Origin of the sequence: Streptomyces fungicidicus (genome assembly GCF_003665435.1) — a bacterium.
GTDB lineage: Bacteria > Actinomycetota > Actinomycetes > Streptomycetales > Streptomycetaceae > Streptomyces > Streptomyces fungicidicus.
The window spans coordinates 2,064,076-2,087,478 of the sequence record NZ_CP023407.1; the positions used below are offsets into that span (position 1 = coordinate 2,064,076).

The window sequence follows — 23,403 nt, forward strand, 5'->3', positions numbered from 1 at the left end:
CGGCACGGCGTCGGCGCACCGCCGGGTTCCCGCCCTCCCCGGTGAAGGGGCGGTCGCGCCGGAGGCGCCGGCGGACCGGCGGCGGGAGGGGCCTGGCCGTGCGTACGCGCCGCGCACGCGGAGACCCCCGGGCCGTCGCCGGGGTCTCCGGGGGGAAATCAGTGCGGCGGGCGGCCTCGCCTCCCGCTTCGCGTCACTTTAGTCCACGGTGTCGCGCGGTCAATCAACCGGCCTGCGCGTCGCGGCCCGCACGGCGGGTCAAGGGGCGCGAGGGGCGAATCACCCGTGGGAGGGGGTTCACACCACCCCTGTGGGTTACCTCACACCAAGCATCACTGACGTTCTTTGTCGTCTCTCACAACGCGCCTGGCGCCCTTGTGACCAGTACCGTCATGCCTATGACGACTTCCGCATCGGTTCCCACCGGCCCCGACAACGCGACCAACGGCCCCGGCACGGTCACCGACCGTCTGGTCGACGCCAACGAGCGGTACGCAGCCGCCTTCACCGACCCCGGAATGGACGCCCGCCCGGTGCTCCACGTCGCCGTGGTGGCCTGCATGGACGCGCGTCTCGACCTGCACGCCGCCCTCGGCCTCGAACTGGGCGACTGCCACACCATCCGCAACGCGGGCGGTGTGGTCACCGACGACGTGATCCGCTCGCTGACCATCAGCCAGCGCGCCCTGGGCACCCGCAGCGTGGTGCTCATCCACCACACCGGGTGCGGCCTGGAGTCCATCACCGAGGAGTTCCGGCACGACCTGGAGATGGAGGTCGGCCAGCGCCCCAACTGGGCCGTGGAGGCCTTCCGGGACGTCGACCAGGACGTACGGCAGTCGATGCAGCGCGTGCGCACCTCGCCGTTCCTGCTGCACACCGACAACGTGCGCGGCTTCGTCTTCGACGTGAAGACGGGCCTGCTGCGCGAGATCGACCCCGCCTGACCTGCCGTCCGCCCCGGGGACGACCCGCGCTCCGGAAGCCGGCACGGACCACGGAACGGTCGTAAGACCTGACATATCGCTGTCAGTTGTCCACAGGCGAGTGACACGAATCGGTAACGGCGGCAAGAATGCGGGAGTGGTGTCACGCGGAACTTTTCCCGCGTGGCGTCCGTGATTCGGGGTGGGCCGGTCCGCACGGCGATGCGTCGGCCCGGAACATTTGGGGCCCCGCTCCTCCGGGAGCGCGGGGAAAGGCCGAGGAGGGCCGGGTGACGACCTATGACGATCGAGCGAGCCTCACTGACTTGACCGCCGTGGTGGAACGCGTGCGGGGTTCGGTGGAAGGCGTGATCGAGGGAAAGCCCGAGGTCGTACGGCTCTCGCTGACCGTGCTGCTAGCCGAGGGGCATCTGCTCATCGAGGATGTCCCGGGAGTCGGCAAGACCATGCTGGCCAAGGCGCTGGCGCGGTCGATCGACTGCTCGGTGCGGCGGATCCAGTTCACCCCGGACCTGCTGCCCTCGGACATCACCGGTGTGTCCATCTGGGACCAGCAGCGCCGTGACTTCGAGTTCAAGCCGGGCGCGATCTTCGCGCAGGTGGTGATCGGCGACGAGATCAACCGCGCGTCGCCGAAGACCCAGTCGGCGCTCCTCGAGTCGATGGAGGAGCGCCAGGTCACCATCGACGGCAAGACCTACGAACTGCCCAGCCCGTTCATGGTCGTGGCGACGCAGAACCCGGTCGAGATGGAGGGCACCTACCCGCTGCCGGAGGCCCAGCGCGACCGTTTCATGGCCCGTGTCTCGGTCGGCTACCCGAGCGCGGAGGCCGAACTGCGGATGCTGGACGTGCACGGCGGCGTCTCCCCGCTGGAGGACCTCCAGCCGGTGGCGCACGCGCACGAGATCCTGAAGCTGATCGAGGCGGTGCGCGACGTGTACGTGGCCGAACCGGTCCGCCGGTACGCCGTGGACCTGGTCGCCGCCACCCGCACGCACCCCGATCTCAGACTCGGCGCCTCGCCGCGCGCGACCCTGCACCTGCTGCGCGCGGCGAAGGCGTCGGCGGCCCTCGGCGGCCGGGAGTACGCGCTGCCGGACGACGTGCAGGCGCTCGCCGTGGCCGTCCTCGCCCACCGGCTGCTGCCCACCGCCCAGGCCCAGCTCAACCGCCGCACCGCCGAGCAGGTGGTGCAGGAGATCCTCCAGAGCACCGCGGTGCCCGCGGAGCGCGCCCCCCGGGGCCTGTGATGACCACCGCGGGCGCCGTCCACGCCGAGGGCGACCGGGGCGACCGCAGCGGTGTCAGGACGGCGCTGGCGGGACTCACCACCCGCGGGCGCTCCTTCCTCGCCGCCGGTGTGGCGGCCGCGGTCTGCTCGTACGTGCTCGGGCAGAGCGACCTGCTGCGGGTCGGGCTGCTCCTCGCGGTGCTGCCGCTGGTGTGCGCGGCGGTGCTCTACCGCACCCGCTACCGGGTCGCCGGCAGCCGCCGGCTCTCCCCCGGGCGGGTGCCGGCGGGCTCCGAGGCGCGGGTGCACCTGCGGATGGAGAACGTCTCGCGGCTGCCCACGGGCCTGCTGATGCTCCAGGACCGGGTGCCCTACGTGCTCGGTCCACGCCCGCGGTTCGTGCTGGACCGGGTGGAGGCGGGCGGGCGCCGCGAGGTGTCCTACCGGGTCCGTTCCGATCTGCGCGGCCGCTATCCGCTGGGCCCGCTCCAGCTGCGGCTTTCCGACCCGTTCGGGATGTGCGAGCTGACCCGGTCCTTCTCGACCCACGACACCCTGACGGTGGTCCCGCGGGTGGTGCCGCTGCCGCCGGTGCGGCTGAGCGGCGAGGCCAAGGGGTACGGCGACGGACGGCATCGCGCCCTGGCGCTGGCCGGCGAGGACGACGTGATCCCCCGCGGGTACCGCTACGGCGACGACCTGCGACGGGTGCACTGGCGCTCCACCGCCCGCTACGGCGAGCTGATGGTGCGCCGCGAGGAGCAGCCGCAGCGCGCCCGCTGCACGGTGCTGCTGGACACCCGGGCCATCGCCTACGAGGGCGCCGGACCGGACTCGGCGTTCGAATGGGCGGTGTCGGGCGCGGCGTCCGTGCTGGTGCACATGCTGGAGCGGGGCTTCTCGGTGCGGCTGCTGACCGACACCGGCAACGCGGTGCCGGGCGAGGGGTCCGACGGGTTCGCGGGCGCCGGCCAGGAGTCGGCGGACGCGGCCGGGCTGATGATGGACACCCTCGCCGTGGTGGACCACTCCGACGACGAGGGGCTGTCCCGCGCCTACGACGTGCTGCGCGGCGGGAACGAGGGGCTGCTGGTGGCGTTCCTCGGCGACCTGGACGAGGACCAGGCCGCGGTGCTCGCCCGGATGCGGCAGCGCAGCGGGGGCGCCGTGGCCTTCCTGCTGGACAGCGCGGCCTGGCTGCGGGAGCCGGCGGACGTGCCGGACGCGTCGGACCGGGCCGGGGACCGGCTGCGGATGCTGCGTGAGGCGGGATGGACCGCCCTCGGCGTGCCGCGGGGCGCGGCACTGGAAGAACTGTGGCGGCAGGCGGACCGGGAGCGTTCGGGCCTGACCGCGGCGAGCGGCGGGGAGGGACCGTGATCAGCGGGCGGGCGAGGCTGGCGCTGTGCGCGTGGGCGGCCACACTGATGGCGGCGTGCGCGCTGCTGCCGCTGGTCGAACCGTCGGTCTGGTTCGTCCAGGCGGCGTTCCTGCTGGCGGTGCAGTCGGGGGTGGGCGCCGCGGCCCGGCGGGTGCCGCTGGCACGTCCGCTGACCGTGGTGGCGCAGGTCGTCGTCACGCTGGTGCTGCTGACCCTGGCGTTCGCGCGTGAGCACGCCGTGGCCGGGCTCATACCCGGACCGGACGCCCTCCGGTTCTTCGCCGGCCTGCTGGACCAGGGCGGCAACGACGTCAGCCGGTACGCGATCCCGGCGCCGCTGTCCGACGGCATCCGGCTGATGCTGATCGGCGGCGTGCTGGTGATCGGGCTGCTGGTGGACACCATCGCGGTGACCTTCCGCAGCGCGGCCCCCGCCGGACTTCCGCTGCTCGCCCTGTACTCGGTGGCCGCGGGCCTGTCCGACAACGGCGTGGACTGGCTGTGGTTCCTGCTGGCGGCGGCCGGCTATCTGATGCTGCTGCTCGCCGAGGGACGCGACCGGCTCTCCCAGTGGGGGCGCGTGTTCGGCGGGGTGCCGGGGCCGGGCGGGGACTCGCCCGGCGCCGTCGCGCCGGTGCGCACCGGGCGGCGGATCGGCGCGGTCGCGCTGGGCATCGCCCTGGTGGTGCCGCTCGCGCTGCCCGCGATGAACGGCGGCCTGCTGGGCCCCTCCGGCACGGGCGTCGGCTCGGGCTCTGGCGGGGGCGGCACCATCTCCGCGGTGAACCCGCTGGTGTCGCTGCGCGACTCGCTGAACGTGGACGAGGACCGCCAGGTGCTGTCGGTGCGCTCCGAGCTGACGGACACGTCGGACCTGTATCTGCGGATCGTGTCCCTGGACGACTTCGACGGCACCAGCTGGAAGCCCTCGAAGCGGTCCATCACCACCGTTCCGGACGGCACGTTCCCGACGCCGCCCGGCCTCGGTCCCGACATCGGGCGCACGGAGATCGGCACCACGATCTCGACCGCCGACTGGTACGCCCAGGACTGGCTGCCGATGCCGTACCCGCCGAGCGGGGTGGCCATCCGCGGCAACTGGCGCTACGAGCCCGTCGGCATGACCCTGGTCGGCGACCACGGCCAGAACACCCGCGGTCTGTCGTACGAGGTGCGCAGCCTCTACGTGCAGCCCACGGCGGAGCAGCTGGCCGACGCGCCGGACCCGGCGCCCGCGCTGCAGCGGGAGTACACCGGGCTGCCGGACTCGCTGCCGGACGTGGTCTCCCGCACCGCCCGCGAGGTCACCGAGGGCGCGGACAACGACTACGACCGGGCGGTGAAGCTGCAGGAGTACTTCACGCTGAACGGCGGCTTCGAGTACGACACCGAGGTGGACGTCGGCAGCGGCTCGCAGGCCATCGCCCGTTTCCTGCGGGACAAGCAGGGCTTCTGCGTGCACTTCTCGTTCGCGATGGCGTCGATGGCCCGTTCGCTGGGCATACCGGCGCGGGTCGCGGTGGGCTTCGCGCCCGGCACCCCGCAGGCGGACGGCACGGTCTCGGTCGGGCTGCGGGACGCGCACGCCTGGCCGGAACTGTACTTCGAGGGGGTGGGCTGGACCCGTTTCGAGCCGACCCCGACGCGTGGTTCGACGCCCGCGTACACCGTGCCGGACGCCGCGGACAGCACGGTGCCCGACCCCGCGCGGCCCTCGCAGGCGGAGCCCTCGGAGCCGTCCGGGGACCCCTCGCAGAGCGAGAGCTGCTCGGCGGAGCGCAGGAAGCTGGACGGCTGCGGGAGCGAGTCGCCGCAGGCGGTGCTGCCCGCCGGTGACGACGGGCCGAAGTGGTCCGCGCTGCTGCTGTGGGCGCTGGCCGGGCTGGTCGTGCTGGTGCTGCCGCTGACGCCGATGCTGTCGCGGGCGAGGACCCGGGCGGTGCGGCTCGGCGGGCACGGCCGGTCGGAGGCGGACGCGGCGCCGTACATCCTGGGCGTCTGGGACGAGCTGACCGACACGGCGTGGGACCACGGGATCGCACCGGACGAGTCACTGTCCCCGCGCGGGGCGGCGGACCGCATCGTGCGGGTCGGCAGGCTCGACTCGGGGGCGGCGGCGTCGGTGCACCGGGTGGCCGACGCGGTGGAGCAGGTGCTGTACGCGCCCCGGCCGCGGCCGGTGGCGGGGCTGACGGACGACGTCCGGCGGGTGAGTACGGCGCTGCGGGACACCGCGGGACGGGGGGCGCGGCTGCGGGCGGTGTTCGCTCCGCGGTCCACCGTGCGGGTGGTGTGGGCGGCGTCGGCCCGGTGGAGCGGGGTGCGGGGGCGCGTGCTCGCGATGCGGCCCGCCTGGCGGGGGCCGTTCCGGCAGCAGGGGTGACCCCGCGGGTCCGCTGCGCGGGTGCCCGGCGTGGGGGTGGGCCGGGGGCGGTCGCGCGGCCCGGCGCTCACGGGGCGCCGCCGCGCCCACCCGTGCCGCCCTGGGGTGCCTCCCAGGCCCTTGAGGCACTGGGGGAGGCACGACTGCCCGCGGGAACGAACGGCTGGGCGGCGGGACAGCGAGAGGGGGACCACCGTGTCGGTGGTCCCCCTCTGGTGCTTCGGGGTGGGGCGGGGTGCTAGTGGCCGCCCTGTTCGTCACGGCGGCGCTGCCAGCGCTGCTCGATGCGGTCCATCACGGACCGGCGTTGTCTGGTCTGGCGGCCTGCCTGGGGCGCGCCCTGCGCACCGGCGGCCTGCTCACCCGGTTTGGGCGCCTTGCGCCAGCCGGTCACGGCGAGCACCGCGCACCCCAGCATCACGAGGAACCCCACGACGCTGAGCCAGACCTGCTGGGCGACCATACCGGCCATGAGGAGCGCAATACCCACGAGGAAGCCCGCGACCGCCTGGTAGACCCGTCGCCGGGTGTACGTACGCAGCCCGCTTCCCTCGAGCGCCGTCGCGAACTTGGGATCTTCGGCGTACAGCGCTCGCTCCATTTGCTCGAGCATGCGCTGCTCGTGCTCCGAGAGCGGCACGGAGTCCTCCTCATCGTGCAGTCGCCGGGGCGGCGACCCGGGGGGGGGTCCCTTCAGGATAGGCAGGGAATCGCCCCCGTGAAACCCGCCCCTCTGCGCCAATTGGCCAACCGGTACCCGCCATCACGTCCCGGCCCGTCGAGGCTTCTCATTCCCCGGCGGCCGACCCGTCATGCCGGGCGGTCTCCCTCGATCATACGGTGCCCAGCCGCCATTCGGGGGGCCTGTGGCGCACTCCATGCACACGGGCGGCCGCGGAGCGCGCCGCTGATCAGCGGCGCGTCACAGAAGGCGACTCAGGCCCCCGCGGCCTCCTCCGTCTCACCGAGCACATGGAGTTGCGTGGCCACGGAGTGGAAGGCGGGGAGCTCGGCCGCCGCGGCCTCCAGCTTCAGCAGTGCGTCCAGGGCCCCGGACTCGGTGTCGACGAGCACGCCGGGGACGAGGTCGGCGAAGACCCGCACGCCGTGCACGGCGCCGACCCGCAGGCCCGCGCCCTCCACGAGGGCGGTGAGCTGTTCGGCGGTGAAACGGCGCGGTACGGGGTCACCGGCGCCCCATCGGCCGTTCGGGTCGTCGAGGGCCTGCCGGGCCTCCGTGAAGTGGCCGGCGAGGGCGCGGGCGAGCACGGCGCCGCCGAGGCCGGCGGCGAGCAGGCTGAGGACGCCGTCGGGGCGCAGGGCGGCCACCACGTTGCGGACGCCCTCGGCGGGGTCGTCGACGTACTCCAGGACGCCGTGGCAGAGCACGGCGTCGTAGCCGCCGCGCTCGGCCACCTCGAAGAGGCCGTGGGCGTCGCCCTGGACGCCCCGGACCCGGTCGGCGACGCCGGCCTCGGCGGCGCGGCGCTCCAGGGCGAACAGCGCGTTGGGGCTCGGGTCGACGACGGTGACCCGGTGGCCGAGCAGGGCGAGGGGCACCGCGAAGTTGCCGCTGCCGCCGCCGGTGTCCAGGACGTCCAGTGACTGCCGCCCGGTCGCCTTGACCCGGCGTTCCAGGGCGTCCTGGAGGACCTCCCAGACCACGGCGGTACGGAGGGCGGCGCGGGGTCGTTGCGGGTCCGGCACGGTGGTTGACTCCTCGGCGCGGCGCCGCCTCTTCGTCGGCGGAGCGATCGGGTTCCGGGCGGTGTCCACCCTATGGCCTGCGCCGTGGTGGCCGGGCACCTGGCCGGGGCCTAGGGGACGGCTTCGCCCCCGGGCCCCCCGCGTGCGGCTCCCCGCGTCCCCGGGGAGGGCGGCTGCTGGGGCAGGACCGGCTGGAGCACCAGCATGCGCTCGACCAGGCGGAGGAAGGCCGACACGTCGCGCAGCAGGTCGTCGGCGTCCCGGGCGGTGGCCGCGCCCCGGATGCCGGCCTCGGCACGGGCACGGCGCCCGGCCCCGGAGGCGAACAGCGCGCTCCACTCGGTGAGCTCGGGCGCGATCTCGGGGAGCACTTCCCAGGCGCTCCGTATTCTCGCCCGGGCCCGGGGGGAGGTCTCGGGCCGGCCGCGTGCGGCGAGCACGGCGGCGGCCGTGCGCAGGGCGGCGAGGTGGGCCGTCGCATAGCGCTCGTTGGGTGTGGTGAGGACGGTGGCCTCGTCGACTCCGGCACGGGCCTGGGCGAGCAGGTCGAGGGCGGCGGGCGGGGCGGAGGCGCGGCGCAGCACGGGGTGGACGTCGCTCGCCGGGCCGTTCAGTGAGGGGGCAGGGCCGGCTGCGCGGCGCCGACGGGCGGCGGCTGCGGACGAGTTGGCCATGACGAACCTCCTGTCGTCTTCGTGACGGCTCCCCTACCACGGGGTGCCGTATGTGCACATCGTGGGGTATGGCACTGACAATCCGTTCCGACCTGGGCTTTTGCCCCGGCCGAAAGTTCGGGCTACGTTTTGCACTGACCAGTCAGTTCAAAACAGGGGGACTCGGTGGACGGTCCGACGGGATTCGCCGTCACGGCCCGCGACCTCGGCCTGAAGGGACCGCGGGGCTGGGCGTTCCGCGGTGTCACGGCCGACGCGGAGCCCGGCTCGCTGATCGCGGTGGAGGGGCCCTCCGGGTCCGGCCGCACCTGCCTGCTGCTCGCGCTCACCGGCCGGATGCGTCCCACGGAGGGCACGGCCGCCGTCGGAGGGCTGGAACTGCCCCGGCGGATGGCCGCGGTCCGCCGGTCCGCCGCACTCGCCCACGTCGCCGGGGTGACCGATCTCGAGCCCGCCCTCACCGTCGGCGAGCACCTGCGCGAACAGGCCCTGCTGCAGCGCCGTTTCGGCGACCGGCCGTACTTCGGGCCACCGCGCCCGCGCGCCCGGCGGGCCGACGCGGAGCGCCGGCGGGTCGACACCGCCCTGGCCACCGCGGGACTGGACCTCGCTGCCCTGCCCAAGGGCGCGCGGACCGCCGTGCGGGACCTGGAGCGGGTGGAGGCGCTGCGGCTGTCGCTCGCGCTGGCGCTGCTGGGACGCCCCCGGCTGCTCGGTGTGGACGACACCGATCTGAAGCTCTCGTCCGCCGAACGGGCCGAGGTCTGGGCGCTCCTGAAGTCGGTCACCGACACCGGCACCACCGTGCTGGCCGTGTGCAGCGAGGCGCCGGGCGGCGCGACGGCCGTGCGCACCGGAACCGGCCCGCACGACGAGACGAAGGAGGCCGACGATGCGCTCGCCGGCACTGGCCGCTCTTGAACTCCGGCGCTTCGGCCGGGGCAGACTGCCGCGCGCGGCCCTGGTCGCCCTGCTGGTGCTGCCGCTGCTGTACGGGGCGCTGTACCTGTGGTCGTTCTGGGACCCCTACGGCCGTCTGGACCGGATCCCCGTGGCGCTCGTGAACGACGACGAGGGGGCTACCGCCGACGGGAGGCGGATCACCGCGGGCGACGACCTCACCGAGGGCCTGCGCGACAGCGGCACGTTCGACTGGCGGGAGGTGAGCGCGGCCGAGGCCCGCCGGGGCGTGGAGGACGGCACGTACTACCTGTCGCTGACCCTGCCCGCCGACTTCAGCCGCCGTATCGCCTCCAGTTCCGGCGACTCCCCCGAGACCGGCGCCCTCCAGGTGCGGACGAACGACGCCAACAACTACATCGTCGGGCAGATCTCCCGGACGGTCTTCGGCGAGGTGCGCCGGGCCGCGTCCACCAAGACCTCGCGCTCCTTCCTGGACCGGATCTTCGTCTCGTTCTCCGGCATCCACGGCGAGACGGTGAAGGCGGCGAAGGGGGCCGACAAGCTGAGCGGCGGCATCGGGAAGGCGGAGAAGGGCTCCCAGGACCTCGCCGACGGTCTGGCGGACGCCCGCAAGGGCAGCGGCAAGCTGTCCAAGGGCCTCAAGGACCTCCACAAGGGCTCGGGCGGCCTGGCGGACGGCTCGAGGAAGGTCGCGGACGGCACCCGGACGCTCGCCGCCAAGGTGAACGCGGTGGACGCCCGGGTGGGGCCCTTCCTGGAGGACAACGGGAAGACCATCGGCGAGACCGCGCGGTTCGTCGCCGACTCGGCCGGCCGGCTCCGCGACGACCTCGACACGCTGCGGGAGAAGGCCCCGGCGGCGGCGAAGGACGCCCGCGCGGCGTCCGGCACCGTGGACGGCATCCACAAGGCGCGCTGCGAGGACCCCGTCCTGCCCGATCCCGCCTGCCCGGACCTGGAGAAGGCCAGGGACGCGGTGGCCACCGCCGCGACCGTGGCCGGGGACGTCAGCGCCCTGGTCACCGGTCACCGCGACGAGCTGAAGGAGCTCGACGGGGACCTGGGCGCCCTGGAGAAGCAGGCCCGGGCGCTCGCCGCCCGCGCCCCGCACCTCTCCGAGGACCTGGACGACGCCGTCACCCGGATCAACAAGCTCGACTCCGGTGCCGCCCGGGTGGCCGCCGGGGCGAAGAAGCTGGACAAGGGACTGGGCACCGCCGAGACCGGCGCCCGTGACCTGGACAAGGGCGTCGGCGAGCTGAAGACCGGCGCGGACGACCTGAACGGCGGCCTCTACAAGCTCGTCGACGGCTCCGGCGAACTCGCCGGCGGCCTGCACGACGGAGCCGGGAAGATCCCCGACTACGACGAGCGGGACCGCGACCGGCGCACCGAGGTGATGGCCGACCCGGTCCGGCTCGTCTCCCGCGACCTGCACAAGGCGCCCGACTACGGCACCGGCTTCGCCCCGTACTTCATCCCGCTGTCGCTGTGGGTCGGCGCGATGGTGGCGTACATGCTGATCGCGCCGATGAACCGGCGGGCGCTCGCGGCGGGCGCCCCGGCCTGGCGGATCGCGCTCGCCGGATGGCTGCCGGTGGTGGCGATCGGGGTGCTGCAGACGGCGGCGCTGATGGCGGTGCTGCACTGGGCGCTCGGGCTGCAGATGGCGCGGGCGGCCGGCACGGTGGGCTTCCTGTTCCTGGTGACGGCGTGCTTCGCGGCGCTCGTGCAGTGGCTGAACGCGCGCTTCGGCGCGGCCGGCCGGATCCTCGTCCTCGCGCTGCTGATGCTCCAGCTGACCTCGGCGGGCGGCACGTACCCCGTGCAGACCAGCCCGGGCTTCTTCAACGCGCTGCACCCGTTCCTGCCGATGAGCCACGTCGTGGAGGCGCTCCGGCGGCTGATCACGGGCGGCGGTCTCGGACCGGTGTGGCAGGCATGCGCCGTGTTGACCGCCTTCACCGCCGGCGCCCTGGCGCTGACCGCGCTGTCCGCCCGGCGCCGCCAGGTGTGGACCCTGGACCGGCTGCATCCGGAGCTGAGCCTGTGAACGGACGGGCGGGCGTTCCTGTGAGAATCAGGGCCATGGAACGCAGCAGCACCACGCCGGGCGGCAGTGCCCGCCGCGAGGCCACCCGGCAGAAGCTCTACGAGGCGGCCGTCACCCTCATCGCCGAACAGGGCTTCTCCGCCACCACGGTGGACGAGATCGCCGAGCGGGCGGGGGTCGCGAAGGGCACGGTCTACTACAACTTCGCGAGCAAGTCGGTCCTCTTCGAGGAGCTGCTGCGGCACGGGGTCGGCCTGCTCACCGCCTCGCTCCGGGAGGCGGCCGAGAGGACGGCCGGGGAGGGCGGCGGCAAGGTCGACGCCCTGGACGCGATGATCCGCGCGGGGCTCGTCTTCATCGACCGCTACCCGGCCTTCACCCAGCTGTACGTGGCGGAGCTGTGGCGCACCAACCGGGCCTGGCAGTCCACCCTGATGGTGGTGCGGCAGCAGGCTGTGGCGGTGGTCGAGGGCGTGCTGCGCGAGGGCGTGGCCGACGGCGAGCTCAGCGAGGAGATCGACGTCCCGCTGACGGCGGCGGCGCTCGTCGGCATGGTGCTGGTGGCCGCGCTGGACTGGCAGTCCTTCCAGCCGGAGCGCTCCCTCGACGACGTGCACGCGGCGCTGTCCCGGCTGCTGCAGGGACGGGTCGCCGGCCACCGCTGAGCCCTCCACGGCACACGTAAGGCGCCGGTCCGACGGTGGCCGCGTCCCCCGCGGGCCACCGGCGGACCGGCGCCTTACGTGCTCCCCCGTACGTCCCCCCGCGGAACCCCTCACGGTCGTCCCCCGGGTTCCCCCGTGCCTCGCTCCCGCCGACCGGGCCGGCGGAAGGAGCGGATCGCGGGCCCGCGCCGTTCCGGCGCCCCGTGCCGCCGGTTCCGGGAGCCGAGCCCCTCTCCGTGGTCTCCACTCTCTCGTTCCCGCAGGTCGGCGCCCATCCGTGCCCGTACTCAAGTCGGCCTCTAGGTACGGATACTCAGGGCTGCGTGCCGCCGCCCACGGGCCGCTGCCGCCGGCTGGTGCCCGGCGCGGGGGCGCGGGTACTCGGGGACGGGCCGCGTGCGGCGGCGGATAAAGTCCCTGGCATGGCACGGATTGCGGTGATCGGCGCCGGGATGGGCGCGCTGGCGGCCGCCGCCCGGCTGGCCGTCGCGGGCCACCGGGTGGCGGTGTACGAGCGGACGGAGACGTACGGCGGCGCGCTGCGCCGTGTGGAGCGCGACGGGTTCTCCTTCGACACCGGGCCGGGCCTGCTGCCGCTGCCCGCGGTCTACCGCGACCTGTTCCTGAAGACGGGCCGGGAGCCGCTGGAGGAGTGCGTCGAGCTGGTCCAGGTCGATCCGTCGTCGCGGCACGTGTTCCCGGACGGCACACGCGTGTCGCTGCCGAACACCTCCCGCGCGGGCGTCGTCTCGGCGCTGGAGGACGGTCTCGGGCCGGCCGCCGCCCGGCGCTGGGGGGACTTCCTGGTGCGGGCCCGGGAGGCCTGGGACCGGTCGCGGCGGCCGCTCCTCGAGGAGCCGCTGTGGCCCAACTGGCAGGTGCTGGCGGAGCGTGAGCCGTACCCGGCGGTCCCCCACCGGAAGCTGCTGCGCACGCGCACGGCGGGCACGCTCGCCGAGGTCGGCGCGTGGGAGCTGCGCGATCCCCGGCTCACCGCCCTGCTGGAGAGCCACGCGCTGGCGTACGGCCTCGATCCCCGGCGGACCCCGGCGAGCGCGGCGGTGCTGCCGTACATGGAGCACGCCTTCGGCACCTGGTACGTGCGGGGCGGCATGCGGGAGCTGGCGCGGGCGGTGTACGAGCGGTGCCTGGCCCGCCGGGTGGAGTTCCACTTCGGCGCGGAGGCCGTCGGGGTCCTGGAGAAGGACGGCCGGGCGGCGGGGCTGAAGCTCGCCGACGGTTCGGTGGCGGAGGCCGACCTGGTGGTCGCCGGGGTGGCTCCCGGGGTGCTGGACCGGCTGGCCCGGGGGACGCGGCCGCGCGGCGACGGCGGGGTTCCGGCCCAGCGGGGGGCGGCGAGCCGGCTGACGGTGCTGCTGGCGCTGCGGGGCGGGCGTCCGGAGGGGACCGCGCACCGTACGGTCGTGCACACCGAGGACCGGGCGGCGGAGCTGGAGTCGCTGTTCGGCGCCGCCGGGGGCCTGCCGGCCCGGCCCACGGTGACGGTCCTGCGGCCGGACGACCCGGCGCTGGTCCCGGACGCCGGCCACGAGGCGGTCACGGTCACGTCGGTGGTGCCGGCGGGGGCCGAGGGTCCCTGGGACGCGTACGCCGAGACCCTGATCACCGCCGCCGGGCGGGCGGTACCGGACCTGCGCGGCCGGCTGGTCCGGCACGAGGTGCGCACCCCGGCCGACATCGCCGGGGAGACGGGTGCGGAGGGCGGCGCGGTGCCGGCGCCGGCGCTGGCCGCGGCGGGCGGGCGGCTGCTGCACCCGTCCAACGGCACGGCGCTGCCGGGGCTGTTCACGGTCGGCGGCTGGTCCCACCCCGGCGGCGGGCTGCCGCACGCCGGGATGTCGGGGGCGCTGGTCGCCGGGCTGATCGTGGAGGGGCCGGAGTTCCGCGGCTCGCAGTGACCGCGGTCAGAAGCGGTACTGCTCGTCGTACCCGTTGCCCTGACCCTGGCCCTGGCCGCTGCCGTGGGACTGTCCGTCGCCCTGGTACGGGTACTGCTGCTCCGGCGGGAGCTCACCGCCGTACGTGTCGTCGGCGCTGCGCTGCTGCGGGACCCAGAGGCCGCCCGCCGGGGTCTCCCCGCCGTAGGAGCCGGCGTAGGGGTCCTGGGTGTAGCCCTGCTGGGCGTACTGCTGCTGGTCGGCGTAGCCCGTGTCGTACGAGGTGTCGCCATAGGCCGTGTTGCCGATGTACGGGTCGGAGTACGCGGCGTACTGCTGCTGGCCCGTGGTGTCGTAGCCCTGCTGCTGGCCGTAACCGGAGTAGTCGTAGGCGTAGTTCTGGTCGGCGGCCTGTGCGGCCCCCGCGTACTGGTCCTGGGACGGGGCCGCGTACCCGGTGTCGCCGTAGACGCCGTAGGAGCCGGTGTCGTCGGGCATGGGCTGCGGTTCGTAGACGGCGGTGGTCTCGGCGGCGGCCATCTGGTCGGGGCGCGCGGCGGGGGTGAAGACGTCGTCGCGGTCGTAGTCGTCGTCCGCGGTGTATCCGGCCCGCTCGCGGTGGCCGTCGCCCTCGTCGCCGTGGCCGGTGGGCGTCTCGGGGCCGGAGACCTCCAGGGCGGGGTCCTTGCGCCCGCGTTCGCCGCGGTGGCCCGTGGCGGCGGCCAGCAGCGGCGCGTTGACCGCCCAGCCGGCCGCGAAGCCGCGGCGGAACGACAGGGTGACGTAGGTCTGGCCGATCGCGAAGGCGGCGGCGCCCAGCCCGATGACGGGCACGGACGGGATCAGCACACCGAGCACGACGCCGAGGAACCCGGCGAAGGCGAGCAGCCGCCAGCGCAGCCGCGCCTTGTACTGCAGCAGCACCTCACCGAGCAACCACAGCGCGACGATACCGAACGCGATGTAGAGGACCGTCCAGCCCATGTACGCCCCTCTCCCAGTGGCCGCTACGCAGTGTGTCGTAAATCCGTGCGACCGGTCTAGGCCCGCGGCGGGTGGTGCAGGCCCAGGTTCTCGTAGATTTCCAGAGTCGCCGTGGAGTTGTTGAGCGTGATGAAGTGCAGTCCGGGCACTCCCTCGGCCAGCAGCCGGGCACAGAACTCCGTGGCGAACTCGATACCGATGGAGCGTACCGCCGCCGGATCGTCCTTCGCTGTGAGGATCCGCTCTTTGAGGGCCTCCGGGAACGAGGCGTTACTGAGCTTTGGCAACCTCTCCAGCATCTTCACGCTGGTCACGGGCATGACCTCGGGAATCACCGGGGTCGCGCAGCCCGCGGCGTCGACTCGGTCACGCAGCCGCAGATAGGACTCGGGCTGGAAGAACATCTGGGTGATCGCGTAGTCGGCGCCTGCCCGGCACTTGTCGACGAAGTGGGAGACGTCGGTGTCCCAGTCGGCCGAGCGCGGGTGCATCTCGGGGAAGGCGGCGACGCCGACGCAGAAGTCGCCCGACTCCTTGATGAGGCGGACGAGTTCGGCGGCGTAGGTCAGCCCCTGCGGGTGCGCCACCCAGTCGCCCATCGGGTCGCCGGGCGGGTCGCCGCGCACGGCGAGCATGTTGCGGATCCCGGCGTCGGCGTACTGGCCGATGATGTTGCGCAGCTCGGCGATGGAGTGGTCGACCGCGGTGAGGTGGGCCACCGGGGTGAGGGTGGTGTCGGCGACGATCTGCTCGGTCTCCCTGACCGTGCCGGCCCGGGTGGAACCGCCCGCGCCGTAGGTCACGGAGACGAAGTCCGGCGCGACCGCCTCGACCCTGCGCAGCGCACTCCACAGGTTCCGCTCGCCCTTGGGAGTTTTCGGCGCCGAGAACTCGAAGGAGTACGTCTTCTTGCCGGCGGCGAGGATGTCACGCACGGTGCGCGCGCGATCAGTCCTGGTGGATGCGGTTCCGAGGGCCATACCGGCAGGTTAGCCAGGGGCGGGCGGTCACCCAACCGGACCGAGGGGATTTGCCCGGATTGCCGGTTCACTGTCCACCCCTTGGACAATCGGGGACGGGCGGGTCCCCTCAGGCGCGGACGGGCTCCGCCTGCCGCAGCCGCTTCGCGAACTCGGCCGCCACCGCGCCCGGGTCGTCCGCCTCCGTGAGGGCCCGTACGACGACGACCCGGCGGGCGCCGGCGTCCAGCACCTCGTCGAGGTTGCCGAGGTCGATGCCGCCGATGGCGAACCAGGGGCGTTCGGGAGCGAGGGCCGCGGTGTACCGGACGAGGTCGAGGCCGGGGGCGTGGCGGCCGGGCTTGGTGGGGGTGGGCCAGCAGGGGCCGGTGCAGAAGTAGTCCACGCCCGGCTGGACGGCCGCGGCGGCGGCCTCGGACTCCGCGTGGGTGGAGCGGCCGATCAGGACGCCGTCGCCCAGCAGGGCGCGGGCGGCGGGGACGGGGAGGTCGCCCTGGCCCAGGTGGAGGACGTCGGCGCCGGCGGCGTGGGCGACGTCCGCGCGGTCGTTGACCGCGAGCAGCCTGCCGTGCCGGGCGCAGGCGTCAGCGAGGACGGCCAGGTGCTCCAGCTCCTCGCCGGCCTCCATGCCCTTGTCCCGCAGCTGCACGATGTCGACCCCGCCGGCCAGGACCGCGTCCAGGAACTCCGCGAGGTCGCCCTGCCGCCTGCGGGCGTCGGTGCACAGGTACACCCGCGCGTCGGCGAGCCGGGCACGGGCGGTGTCGGCGGCGGTGGTGTCGGGCATGCGGGTGACCCCCGGGGGTGTGGACGGCGTACGGACCCGGCGGGCGCTCGCGACGGTCACGGGCGGAGCGCACACCGCAACGGACCCTATGCCGCCGCGCCGGCGCCCGCGAGAGGCCCCCGGCGCCCGGTGCGCACGGGTCCGTCCGGGCCCGCTCCGGGAGGCTCCCGGAGCGGGCCCGGCGGGCGTCACCCCGGCGCGTCGCCCGGCCGGGTGCGGGTCAGACCGCGAGCGCCTGGGCCCGGCGCTTCACCTCCGTGCCACGGTTCTCGCTCAGCGCCTGGGCAGGGGTGCCCGGCAGCGAGGGGTCGGGGGTGAACAGCCACTCCAGCATTTCCTCGTCCGTGAAGCCGTCGTCCCGCAGGAGCGTCAGGGTGCCGGTCAGGCCCTTGACGATCTTGTCCCCGTCGATGAAGGCGGCGGGGACGTGCAGTGCGCGGTTCTCACCTCGGCGTACGGCGATGAGCTGGCCCTCCTTGACCAGCTGCCGGACACGCGTCACCTCGATGCCGAACTCCTCGGCGATCTCGGGGAGGGTGAGCCATGCGGGGACGAGAGCATCGATCTTTGCGTCAATCTCGGTCACGGGACAAGCCTGCCACCTGCCACTGACAGGAGGAAGTCGGCCCCGCCCACCTGGGCGGACGCGCCGCGCCCGAACCTCACACGGTCGCCGACTTCAGCGGACGCGCCGGGTCCGCGAGCAGCTCCGGGTCCAGTGCCGTGCCCGCCTCGATCAGCCGGCGTCCCTGCGCCAGGTCCCGGGGCCGCCCCACCGCCAGCAGCGCCACCAGGCGGGACCCCCGCAGCCAGCAGATGCTCCAGGACGACTCGGCGGGGTCCCCGCGCCACACGGTCCGGTCGGCGTGCGCGTGGTGCCCCGCGTACTGCACGAAGCGCCCGAACTGCTCGGACCAGAAGTACGGCACCGGGTCGTAGACCGCCGGTGCCCGCCCGGCGGGCGCGCCGAGGATGTTCGCCGCGACCGTGCGGGGCCCCTGCAGCGCGTTGTCCCAGTGGTGGACGAGGAGCCGCTCGCCGTAGCGCCCGGACGGGAAGGACGCGCAGTCGCCGACCGCGTACACATCCGGCGCGGAGGTCGCCAGACGCCGGTCGGCGAGGACCTCGCCGTGCGCGCCGAGCGCGAGCCCGGAGCCCGCCAGCCAGGCGGTGGCGGGCCGGGCGCCGATGCCGACGACCACGGCGCCCGCGGGCAGCCGCGAGCCGTCGTCCAGCACCACCGCTCCGGGCTCGACACGCGCCACGCGCGCCCGTGTGCGCAGCCCGACACCGGCCTCGGCGTACCAGGCGGCCATCGGGGCGGCCACCTCGGCGGGCAGCGTGCCGGTCAGCGGGCGCTCCTCGGCCTCCACGACGGTGACCGCGCAGCCCGCCTCGCGGGCCGCGGTGGCGAACTCCGCGCCGATCCAGCCGGCGCCGACCACCACGACGTCGTGCTGCCGCGCGAGCACCGGCCGCAGCCGTTCGGCGTCGTCCAGGGTGCGCAGCAGATGGACGCCGGGCACGCCCTCGGTGCCCGGCAGCCGCACCGGTTCCGCGCCGGTGGCGACCACCAGCACGTCGTACGGGACCGGCCCGGCCCCGGTGTCCAGTTCGTGGTCCCCGGGGCGCAGCCCGAGCACCTCGCAGCCGAGCCGCAGTTCGATGCCGAGTTCCTCGAAGTCGACGTCGAAGGCGGAGTCCTCGGCCTTGCCGAGCAGTACCGCCTTGGACAACGGCGGCCTGTCGTAGGGCTGGTGGGGCTCCGCGCCGATCAGGGTCACGGTGCCGGTGAAACCCTGATCGCGCAGGGCGACCGCGGTCTGCACGCCGGCCATGCCCGCGCCCGCGACCACCACCCGCCGCGGCTCGGGCCGTCCCGGTTGCCGCGTCCGCTCGCTCACCTGATCACCCCAGACATCCGACAGGCCGTCAGTCGGCCGGTCATCCGAGCCCCGGCAGCTGTTCCACCACGCTCGTCCCGCTGCCCCGCTGCGACTCCCACTCCCAGCTCTCCTCCAGCCGGACCCGCCCGTCGGGCAGGTCCACGACCGTCGACACGCAGTGCCCCGAGGAGGTCGTGCCGTCCTGCTTGAGCTGCACGTACCGGAAGTCCAGCCGGTCCTCCGTACGGGTGCCCACCAGGTACCCGCGTACGACGTCGCCGCCCGCGTACTCGGCCCACACCTCGCCGTCCCGCTGGTGGTAGGCGAACCGGGTACGGGTCCCGACCTGGCCCGGAGCCTGGTCGGCCACGGGGGCGAGGACGAGTCCGTCGAGCGATCGTGCCACGCGGGGTCTCCCTTTCGAACGCGTTGCTAGGGTGGCCAACGTACAAGCACTCGCGGGAGCCCGGACGCACCGGGCTGAGAGGGAGGCTGGCGGCCTCCGACCGTACGAACCTGATCCGGGTCATGCCGGCGAAGGGAGGGGCTGGACGCCCATGTCGCCCACGCGTACGCCGGACGTCCTCGTCGTCGGGGGCGGGATCATCGGTCTGGTCACGGCCTGGCGGGCCGCGCAGCGCGGTCTCGCCACGGCACTGGCGGACCCCGAGCCGGGCGGCGGCGCCGCCCGGGTGGCCGCCGGGATGCTGGCCGCCGTCACCGAACTGCACCACGGCGAGGAGGACCTGCTCGGCCTGAACCTCGCCTCCGCGCGGCGGTATCCGGACTTCGCCGCCGAGCTGACCGAGCTGACCGGCCGGGACCTCGGCTACCGGGGCTGCGGCACGCTCGCCGTGGCGCTGGACGCCGACGACCGCGCCCTGCTGCGGGAGCTGCACGCGCTGCAGCAGCGGTCGGGGCTGGATTCGCAGTGGCTGTCGGGCCGGGAGTGCCGGCGGCTGGAGCCGATGCTCGCGCCCGGTGTGCGGGGCGGGCTGCGGGTGGACGGCGACCACCAGATCGATCCGCGGCGGCTGGCGGCCGCACTGCTGACCGCCTGCGAGCGCGCCGGCGTGACCGTCCACCGCACGCGGGCCGAGCGGCTCGTCGTCACCGGGGACCGGGCGACGGGCGTCGTCACCTCCGACGGCACCGGGCTGGACGCCGGGCAGGTGGTGCTCGCGGCGGGCAGCCTCAGCGGGCGCCTCGCGGGCGTCCCCGCGGACGTGCTGCCGCCCGTGCGTCCCGTGAAGGGGCAGGTGGTGCGGCTGACGATGCCCGCGCGGCACGGCCCCTTCCTGAACCGGACGGTGCGGGCCGTGGTGCGCGGCAGCCACGTCTACCTGGTGCCGCGCGAGAACGGGGAGCTGGTGATCGGGGCGACCAGCGAGGAGATGGGCTGGGACACCACGGTCACCGCGGGCGGCGTGTACGAGCTGCTGCGCGACGCCCACGAACTCGCCCCCGGCATCACCGAGCTGCCGCTGACCGAGACCACGGCGGGACTGCGCCCCGGCTCCCCCGACAACGCGCCGCTGCTCGGCCCGACCGCGCTGGACGGGCTGCTGCTGGCCACCGGCCACTACCGCAACGGGGTCCTGCTGACCCCGGTCACCGGCGACGTCATGGCGCACGTCCTGACCACCGGCGCACTCCCTGAAGTGGCCCGCCCGTTCACCCCCCGGCGCTTCGGCGCCGCCGTCCGCACGGAGCAGCCCGCATGAACGTCTCGGTCAACGGGGAGCGTCGGGAGTACGCGCCCGGCACCGCTCTCGACCTCGTGGTGAGGTCGCTCACCGCGGCGCCCTCGGGGGTCGCCGCCGCCCTCAACGAAACCGTCGTCCCGCGCGCGCAGTGGTCCGCCACCGCCCTCTCCGAGGGTGACCGCGTGGAAGTGCTGACCGCCGTCCAGGGAGGCTGACCATGGCCGACGATCCGTTCCTCCTCGGCGGTACGTCCTACACGTCCCGCCTGATCATGGGCACCGGCGGGGCGCCCAGCCTCGATGTGCTGGAGCGGGCGCTCGTGGCGTCCGGGACCGAGCTGACGACCGTCGCGATGCGGCGGGTGGACCCGTCGGTGCACGGGTCCGTGCTGTCGGTCCTGGAGAAGCTGGGCGTCCGGGTGCTGCCGAACACGGCGGGGTGCTTCACCGCCGGTGAGGCCGTCCTCACCGCGCGGCTCGCCCGGGAGGCGCTCGGCACCGATCTGGTCAAGCTGGAGGTCATCGCCGACGAGCGGACCCTGCTGCCCGATCCGGTGGAGCTGCTGGACGCGGCGGAGACGCTGGTCGACGACGGGTTCACGGTGCTGCCGTACACCAACGACGATCCGGTGCTGGCGCGCAAGCTGGAGGAGGTGGGGTGTGCGGCGGTGATGCCGCTGGGGTCGCCGATCGGGTCGGGGCTGGGGATCCGCAACCCGCACAACTTCGAGTTGATCGTGGAGCGGGCGGGGGTGCCGGTGATCCTGGACGCGGGGGCGGGGACGGCGTCGGACGTGGCGCTGGCGATGGAGCTGGGGTGTGCGGGGGTGATGCTGGCGTCGGCGGTGACGCGGGCGCGGGAACCCGTGCTGATGGCTTCCGCGATGCGTGGTGCGGTGGAGGCGGGGCGGCTGGCGCGGCGGGCGGGGCGGATTCCGCGGCGGTGGTTCGCCTCGGCGTCGTCTCCTGCGGAGGGCTTGGCGGAGCTGGATCCGGAGCGGCCTGCGTTCTAGGCGGGGGGTGCCTTGGCTGGGCGGGGCTGGGTTTCGCCGGCCGGCGCTTGCCGGGTGCCTCCCCCAGAGGGGGTACCCCCAGCGCCCACCCGTGCCGCCCAGGCGGCACGACTGCCCGCAGCTGCGGCTGCGTAGCTGCGTTGGGTAACGCGCGTCACAGGTCCGCTCCAACGGGGGCGGAAGGGGGCGGGAGTGTCGGCGCGGGCTCGTAGACTCGCTGCGTGGATACGACCCTTCAGGACCCCCTGGTCGGGCAGGTGCTCGACGGCCGGTATCGCGTCGAGGCGCGGATCGCGGTCGGCGGTATGGCCACGGTCTACCGGGCCGTGGACACCCGTCTGGACCGCGTCCTCGCGCTCAAGGTGATGCACCCCTCCCTCGCCGCGGACCGCTCGTTCGTCGAGCGCTTCATCCGCGAGGCGAAGTCCGTCGCCCGTCTGGCCCACCCGAACGTGGTGCAGGTCTTCGACCAGGGCACCGAGGGGACGTACGTCTATCTGGCGATGGAGTACATCGCCGGCTGCACCCTGCGCGACGTGCTGCGCGAGCGCGGCGCGCTCCAGCCGCGGGCCGCGCTGGACATCCTGGAGCCGGTGCTCGCCGCGCTCGGCGCCGCGCACCGGGCGGGCTTCGTGCACCGGGACATGAAGCCCGAGAACGTGCTGATCGGGGACGACGGCCGGGTCAAGGTCGCCGACTTCGGTCTGGTCCGCGCCGTGGACACGGTGACGAACACGACGGGCACCGTGCTGGGCACGGTCTCGTACCTGGCCCCGGAGCAGATCGAGAACGGCATCGCCGACCCCCGCGTGGACGTCTACGCCTGCGGCATCCTGCTGTACGAGATGCTGACCGGCGAGAAGCCGCACGACGGCGACTCCCCCGCGATCGTGCTCTACAAGCATCTCCACGAGGACGTGCCGGCCCCGTCGGCCGCCGTGCCCGGCATGGCGTACGAACTGGACGAGCTGGTCGCGTCGGCGACCGCCCGCAACCCCGCGATCCGCCCGCAGGACGCGGTGGCGCTGCTCGCCCAGGTCCGCGCGGGGCGCGCCCGGCTCACCGCGGAGCAGCTCGACGCGGTGCCGCCGCAGGCGCTGACGTCGGAGCACGACAACGCGGAGGACCGCACGAGCGTCATCCCTCGCGCGCTGACGGTGCCGCGCCCGCTGCCCGTCGACGAGGAGGGCGAGGGCGCGGGCTCCCCGCAGCACACCAGCCGTCTGCAGTCGCCGCCGCCGCTGCCGCCCCGGCGCCGGACGGGGCTGCGGCGCGGCCCGATGGCCGTCGTCGTGGCCGTGCTCCTGGCGCTGGGCGTCGGCACGGGCATCTGGTACATCAACTCCGGCCAGTTCACCAAGGTCCCGCCGCTGCTGGCGAAGACCGAGAAGGAGGCCCGGGACCGGCTGGCGACGGCCGGGCTGGACGTGGGCGAGGTGAACGAGGCGTTCAGCGACACGGTCGAGCGGGGCACGGTGATCAGCACCGATCCGAAGGCGGGGGCCCGCATCCGCAGCCACGACCCGGTGGCGCTGACCCTCTCCAAGGGTCCGGAGACCGTGCGGCTGCCCGACCTCGACGGCTACCCGCTGGACAGGGCGCGGGACGTGCTGAAGGACGAGGGCCTGGAGCCCGGCATGGTCACCCGTGAGTTCAGCGACGGCGTGCCCCGGGGCTCGGTGATCTCCACGAAGCCCGGCAAGGGCACCAAGGTCCGCGCGGGCTCGGCGGTGGCGCTGACCGTGAGCAAGGGCAGCCCGGTGGACGTGCCCGATGTGACCGGCGACGACCTGGCGGACGCCCGCGCCGGGCTGGAGGAGGCCGGCCTCAAGGTGAAGATCGCCCCCGAGCGGGTCAACTCCGAGCACGATGCCGGCCAGGTGGCCCGGCAGAACCCGGGCGAGGGCCGTCAGGTCGCCGAGGGCGACACCGTGACGCTGACGCTGTCCAAGGGCCCGGAGATGGTCGAGGTGCCGGACGTGGTCGGCGACAGCGTCGACGACGCCAGGTCGCGGCTGGAGGGCGCCGGGTTCCGGGTGAAGGAGGACCGCGGACTGCTCGGCCTGTTCGGCGACACCGTCCGGAGCCAGTCCGTGGACGGCGGGGACACCGCGCCCAGGGGTTCGACGATCACCATCGAGATCCGCTGACGGACCGCCCCGGCGCTCATGACACCCTTGAC

Annotated in this window: 21 protein-coding genes and 1 riboswitch; of the genes, 12 read left to right on the forward strand and 9 right to left on the reverse strand. The window is 74.3% G+C overall.

All coding sequences use genetic code 11. The features are described from left to right. The first annotated feature begins 398 nt into the window (after nucleotides 1–398). From CNQ36_RS09370 to CNQ36_RS09385, 4 genes are all read left to right on the forward strand, one after another. The gene (locus CNQ36_RS09370) at nucleotides 399–947 is read left to right on the forward strand and encodes a beta-class carbonic anhydrase (RefSeq protein ID WP_004932291.1); all 549 of its coding nucleotides are present in this window, start codon (nucleotides 399–401) and stop codon (nucleotides 945–947) included. A 269-nt stretch (nucleotides 948–1,216) separates the two neighbouring features. Next, complete coding sequence (locus CNQ36_RS09375; protein ID WP_121545642.1) at nucleotides 1,217–2,200, forward strand: AAA family ATPase; 984 nt, start codon at nucleotides 1,217–1,219, stop codon at nucleotides 2,198–2,200. Further along, entirely contained in the window at nucleotides 2,200–3,561 is a 1,362-nt protein-coding gene (locus CNQ36_RS09380) for a DUF58 domain-containing protein (protein WP_121545643.1), read from the forward strand. The genes CNQ36_RS09375 and CNQ36_RS09380 overlap by 1 nt, the downstream gene beginning before the upstream one ends. Nucleotides 3,562–3,608: 47 nt before the next feature. Beyond that, nucleotides 3,609–5,945: a transglutaminase TgpA family protein gene (locus CNQ36_RS09385; RefSeq protein WP_206278557.1), complete on the forward strand. Its 2,337-nt coding sequence runs from the start codon at nucleotides 3,609–3,611 to the stop codon at nucleotides 5,943–5,945. Between the two features lie 238 nt (nucleotides 5,946–6,183). On the opposite strand, the gene CNQ36_RS09390 is transcribed toward CNQ36_RS09385, so the two are convergent. From CNQ36_RS09390 to CNQ36_RS09400, 3 genes are all read right to left on the reverse strand, one after another. Beyond that, nucleotides 6,184–6,585, reverse strand: a complete 402-nt coding sequence (locus CNQ36_RS09390) for a DUF3040 domain-containing protein (RefSeq protein WP_004932279.1) — start codon at nucleotides 6,583–6,585, stop codon at nucleotides 6,184–6,186. A 296-nt stretch (nucleotides 6,586–6,881) separates the two neighbouring features. Beyond that, nucleotides 6,882–7,652, reverse strand: coding sequence for a methyltransferase (locus CNQ36_RS09395; protein ID WP_121548407.1), 771 nt, complete (start codon nucleotides 7,650–7,652; stop codon nucleotides 6,882–6,884). Nucleotides 7,653–7,762: 110 nt separating this feature from the next. Continuing rightward, on the reverse strand, nucleotides 7,763–8,326 hold the full coding sequence (locus tag CNQ36_RS09400; RefSeq protein WP_121545645.1) for an SAV_6107 family HEPN domain-containing protein: 564 nt from the start codon (nucleotides 8,324–8,326) through the stop codon (nucleotides 7,763–7,765). Nucleotides 8,327–8,491: 165 nt separating this feature from the next. Between CNQ36_RS09400 and CNQ36_RS09405 the strand changes: the two genes are divergently transcribed. From CNQ36_RS09405 to CNQ36_RS09420, 4 genes are all read left to right on the forward strand, one after another. After that, complete coding sequence (locus CNQ36_RS09405; protein WP_121545646.1) at nucleotides 8,492–9,247, forward strand: ATP-binding cassette domain-containing protein; 756 nt, start codon at nucleotides 8,492–8,494, stop codon at nucleotides 9,245–9,247. After that, nucleotides 9,219–11,303, forward strand: coding sequence for a YhgE/Pip family protein (locus tag CNQ36_RS09410; RefSeq protein ID WP_121545647.1), 2,085 nt, complete (start codon nucleotides 9,219–9,221; stop codon nucleotides 11,301–11,303). The genes CNQ36_RS09405 and CNQ36_RS09410 overlap by 29 nt, the downstream gene beginning before the upstream one ends. Nucleotides 11,304–11,338: 35 nt before the next feature. After that, the gene (locus CNQ36_RS09415) at nucleotides 11,339–11,968 is read left to right on the forward strand and encodes a TetR/AcrR family transcriptional regulator (RefSeq protein ID WP_121545648.1); all 630 of its coding nucleotides are present in this window, start codon (nucleotides 11,339–11,341) and stop codon (nucleotides 11,966–11,968) included. Nucleotides 11,969–12,390: 422 nt separating this feature from the next. Further along, nucleotides 12,391–13,887 carry a phytoene desaturase family protein gene (locus tag CNQ36_RS09420; RefSeq protein ID WP_121545649.1) on the forward strand — a complete coding sequence of 499 codons (1,497 nt, stop codon included), beginning with the start codon at nucleotides 12,391–12,393 and terminating at the stop codon, nucleotides 13,885–13,887. Between the two features lie 6 nt (nucleotides 13,888–13,893). On the opposite strand, the gene CNQ36_RS09425 is transcribed toward CNQ36_RS09420, so the two are convergent. The 6 genes from CNQ36_RS09425 to CNQ36_RS09450 form a co-directional block, all read right to left on the reverse strand. Then, a complete protein-coding gene (locus CNQ36_RS09425; protein ID WP_121545650.1) occupies nucleotides 13,894–14,850 on the reverse strand; it encodes an SCO2102 family sporulation regulator in 957 nt (318 codons plus the stop codon). Nucleotides 14,851–14,906: 56 nt separating this feature from the next. After that, a complete protein-coding gene (gene metF, locus CNQ36_RS09430) occupies nucleotides 14,907–15,830 on the reverse strand; it encodes a methylenetetrahydrofolate reductase [NAD(P)H] (protein ID WP_004932254.1) in 924 nt (307 codons plus the stop codon). A gap of 109 nt (nucleotides 15,831–15,939) precedes the next feature. Continuing rightward, nucleotides 15,940–16,617 (reverse strand): thiamine phosphate synthase, encoded by a 678-nt coding sequence (gene thiE / locus CNQ36_RS09435; protein ID WP_121545651.1) that lies wholly within the window; start codon nucleotides 16,615–16,617, stop codon nucleotides 15,940–15,942. Nucleotides 16,618–16,837: 220 nt separating this feature from the next. Further along, nucleotides 16,838–17,203: an Rv2175c family DNA-binding protein gene (locus CNQ36_RS09440; RefSeq protein WP_004932242.1), complete on the reverse strand. Its 366-nt coding sequence runs from the start codon at nucleotides 17,201–17,203 to the stop codon at nucleotides 16,838–16,840. 76 nt (nucleotides 17,204–17,279) lie between these two features. Continuing rightward, nucleotides 17,280–18,521 carry an NAD(P)/FAD-dependent oxidoreductase gene (locus tag CNQ36_RS09445; protein ID WP_206278445.1) on the reverse strand — a complete coding sequence of 414 codons (1,242 nt, stop codon included), beginning with the start codon at nucleotides 18,519–18,521 and terminating at the stop codon, nucleotides 17,280–17,282. Between the two features lie 40 nt (nucleotides 18,522–18,561). Continuing rightward, on the reverse strand, nucleotides 18,562–18,909 hold the full coding sequence (locus CNQ36_RS09450; protein WP_121545653.1) for an avidin-fold protein: 348 nt from the start codon (nucleotides 18,907–18,909) through the stop codon (nucleotides 18,562–18,564). 42 nt (nucleotides 18,910–18,951) lie between these two features. Further along, a riboswitch (TPP riboswitch) is annotated at nucleotides 18,952–19,063 on the forward strand. Between CNQ36_RS09450 and thiO the strand changes: the two genes are divergently transcribed. From thiO to pknB, 4 genes are all read left to right on the forward strand, one after another. Beyond that, a complete protein-coding gene (gene thiO, locus CNQ36_RS09455) occupies nucleotides 19,061–20,227 on the forward strand; it encodes a glycine oxidase ThiO (RefSeq protein WP_121545654.1) in 1,167 nt (388 codons plus the stop codon). (Overlaps the previous riboswitch by 3 nt.) Beyond that, the gene (gene thiS / locus CNQ36_RS09460) at nucleotides 20,224–20,424 is read left to right on the forward strand and encodes a sulfur carrier protein ThiS (protein WP_004932224.1); all 201 of its coding nucleotides are present in this window, start codon (nucleotides 20,224–20,226) and stop codon (nucleotides 20,422–20,424) included. Before thiO ends, thiS begins: the two co-directional genes overlap by 4 nt. Before the next feature lie 2 nt (nucleotides 20,425–20,426). Then, nucleotides 20,427–21,221: a thiazole synthase gene (locus CNQ36_RS09465; RefSeq protein ID WP_004932221.1), complete on the forward strand. Its 795-nt coding sequence runs from the start codon at nucleotides 20,427–20,429 to the stop codon at nucleotides 21,219–21,221. A gap of 221 nt (nucleotides 21,222–21,442) precedes the next feature. Beyond that, a complete protein-coding gene (gene pknB, locus CNQ36_RS09470) occupies nucleotides 21,443–23,371 on the forward strand; it encodes a Stk1 family PASTA domain-containing Ser/Thr kinase (protein WP_121545655.1) in 1,929 nt (642 codons plus the stop codon). Nucleotides 23,372–23,403 lie beyond the last annotated feature (32 nt).

What these genes read in the sequence shown, in the direction of transcription:
- CNQ36_RS09370 (WP_004932291.1), top strand. Translation starts at nt 399, where the DNA reads ATGACGACTTCCGCATCGGTTCCCACCGGCCCCGACAACGCGACCAAC.
- CNQ36_RS09380 (WP_121545643.1), top strand. Translation starts at nt 2,200, where the DNA reads ATGACCACCGCGGGCGCCGTCCACGCCGAGGGCGACCGGGGCGACCGC.
- CNQ36_RS09385 (WP_206278557.1), top strand. Translation starts at nt 3,609, where the DNA reads ATGGCGGCGTGCGCGCTGCTGCCGCTGGTCGAACCGTCGGTCTGGTTC.
- CNQ36_RS09400 (WP_121545645.1), bottom strand. Translation starts at nt 8,326, where the DNA reads ATGGCCAACTCGTCCGCAGCCGCCGCCCGTCGGCGCCGCGCAGCCGGC.
- CNQ36_RS09410 (WP_121545647.1), top strand. Translation starts at nt 9,219, where the DNA reads ATGCGCTCGCCGGCACTGGCCGCTCTTGAACTCCGGCGCTTCGGCCGG.
- CNQ36_RS09415 (WP_121545648.1), top strand. Translation starts at nt 11,339, where the DNA reads ATGGAACGCAGCAGCACCACGCCGGGCGGCAGTGCCCGCCGCGAGGCC.
- CNQ36_RS09420 (WP_121545649.1), top strand. Translation starts at nt 12,391, where the DNA reads ATGGCACGGATTGCGGTGATCGGCGCCGGGATGGGCGCGCTGGCGGCC.
- CNQ36_RS09425 (WP_121545650.1), bottom strand. Translation starts at nt 14,850, where the DNA reads ATGGGCTGGACGGTCCTCTACATCGCGTTCGGTATCGTCGCGCTGTGG.
- metF (WP_004932254.1), bottom strand. Translation starts at nt 15,830, where the DNA reads ATGGCCCTCGGAACCGCATCCACCAGGACTGATCGCGCGCGCACCGTG.
- thiE (WP_121545651.1), bottom strand. Translation starts at nt 16,617, where the DNA reads ATGCCCGACACCACCGCCGCCGACACCGCCCGTGCCCGGCTCGCCGAC.
- thiO (WP_121545654.1), top strand. Translation starts at nt 19,061, where the DNA reads ATGTCGCCCACGCGTACGCCGGACGTCCTCGTCGTCGGGGGCGGGATC.
- thiS (WP_004932224.1), top strand. Translation starts at nt 20,224, where the DNA reads ATGAACGTCTCGGTCAACGGGGAGCGTCGGGAGTACGCGCCCGGCACC.
- CNQ36_RS09465 (WP_004932221.1), top strand. Translation starts at nt 20,427, where the DNA reads ATGGCCGACGATCCGTTCCTCCTCGGCGGTACGTCCTACACGTCCCGC.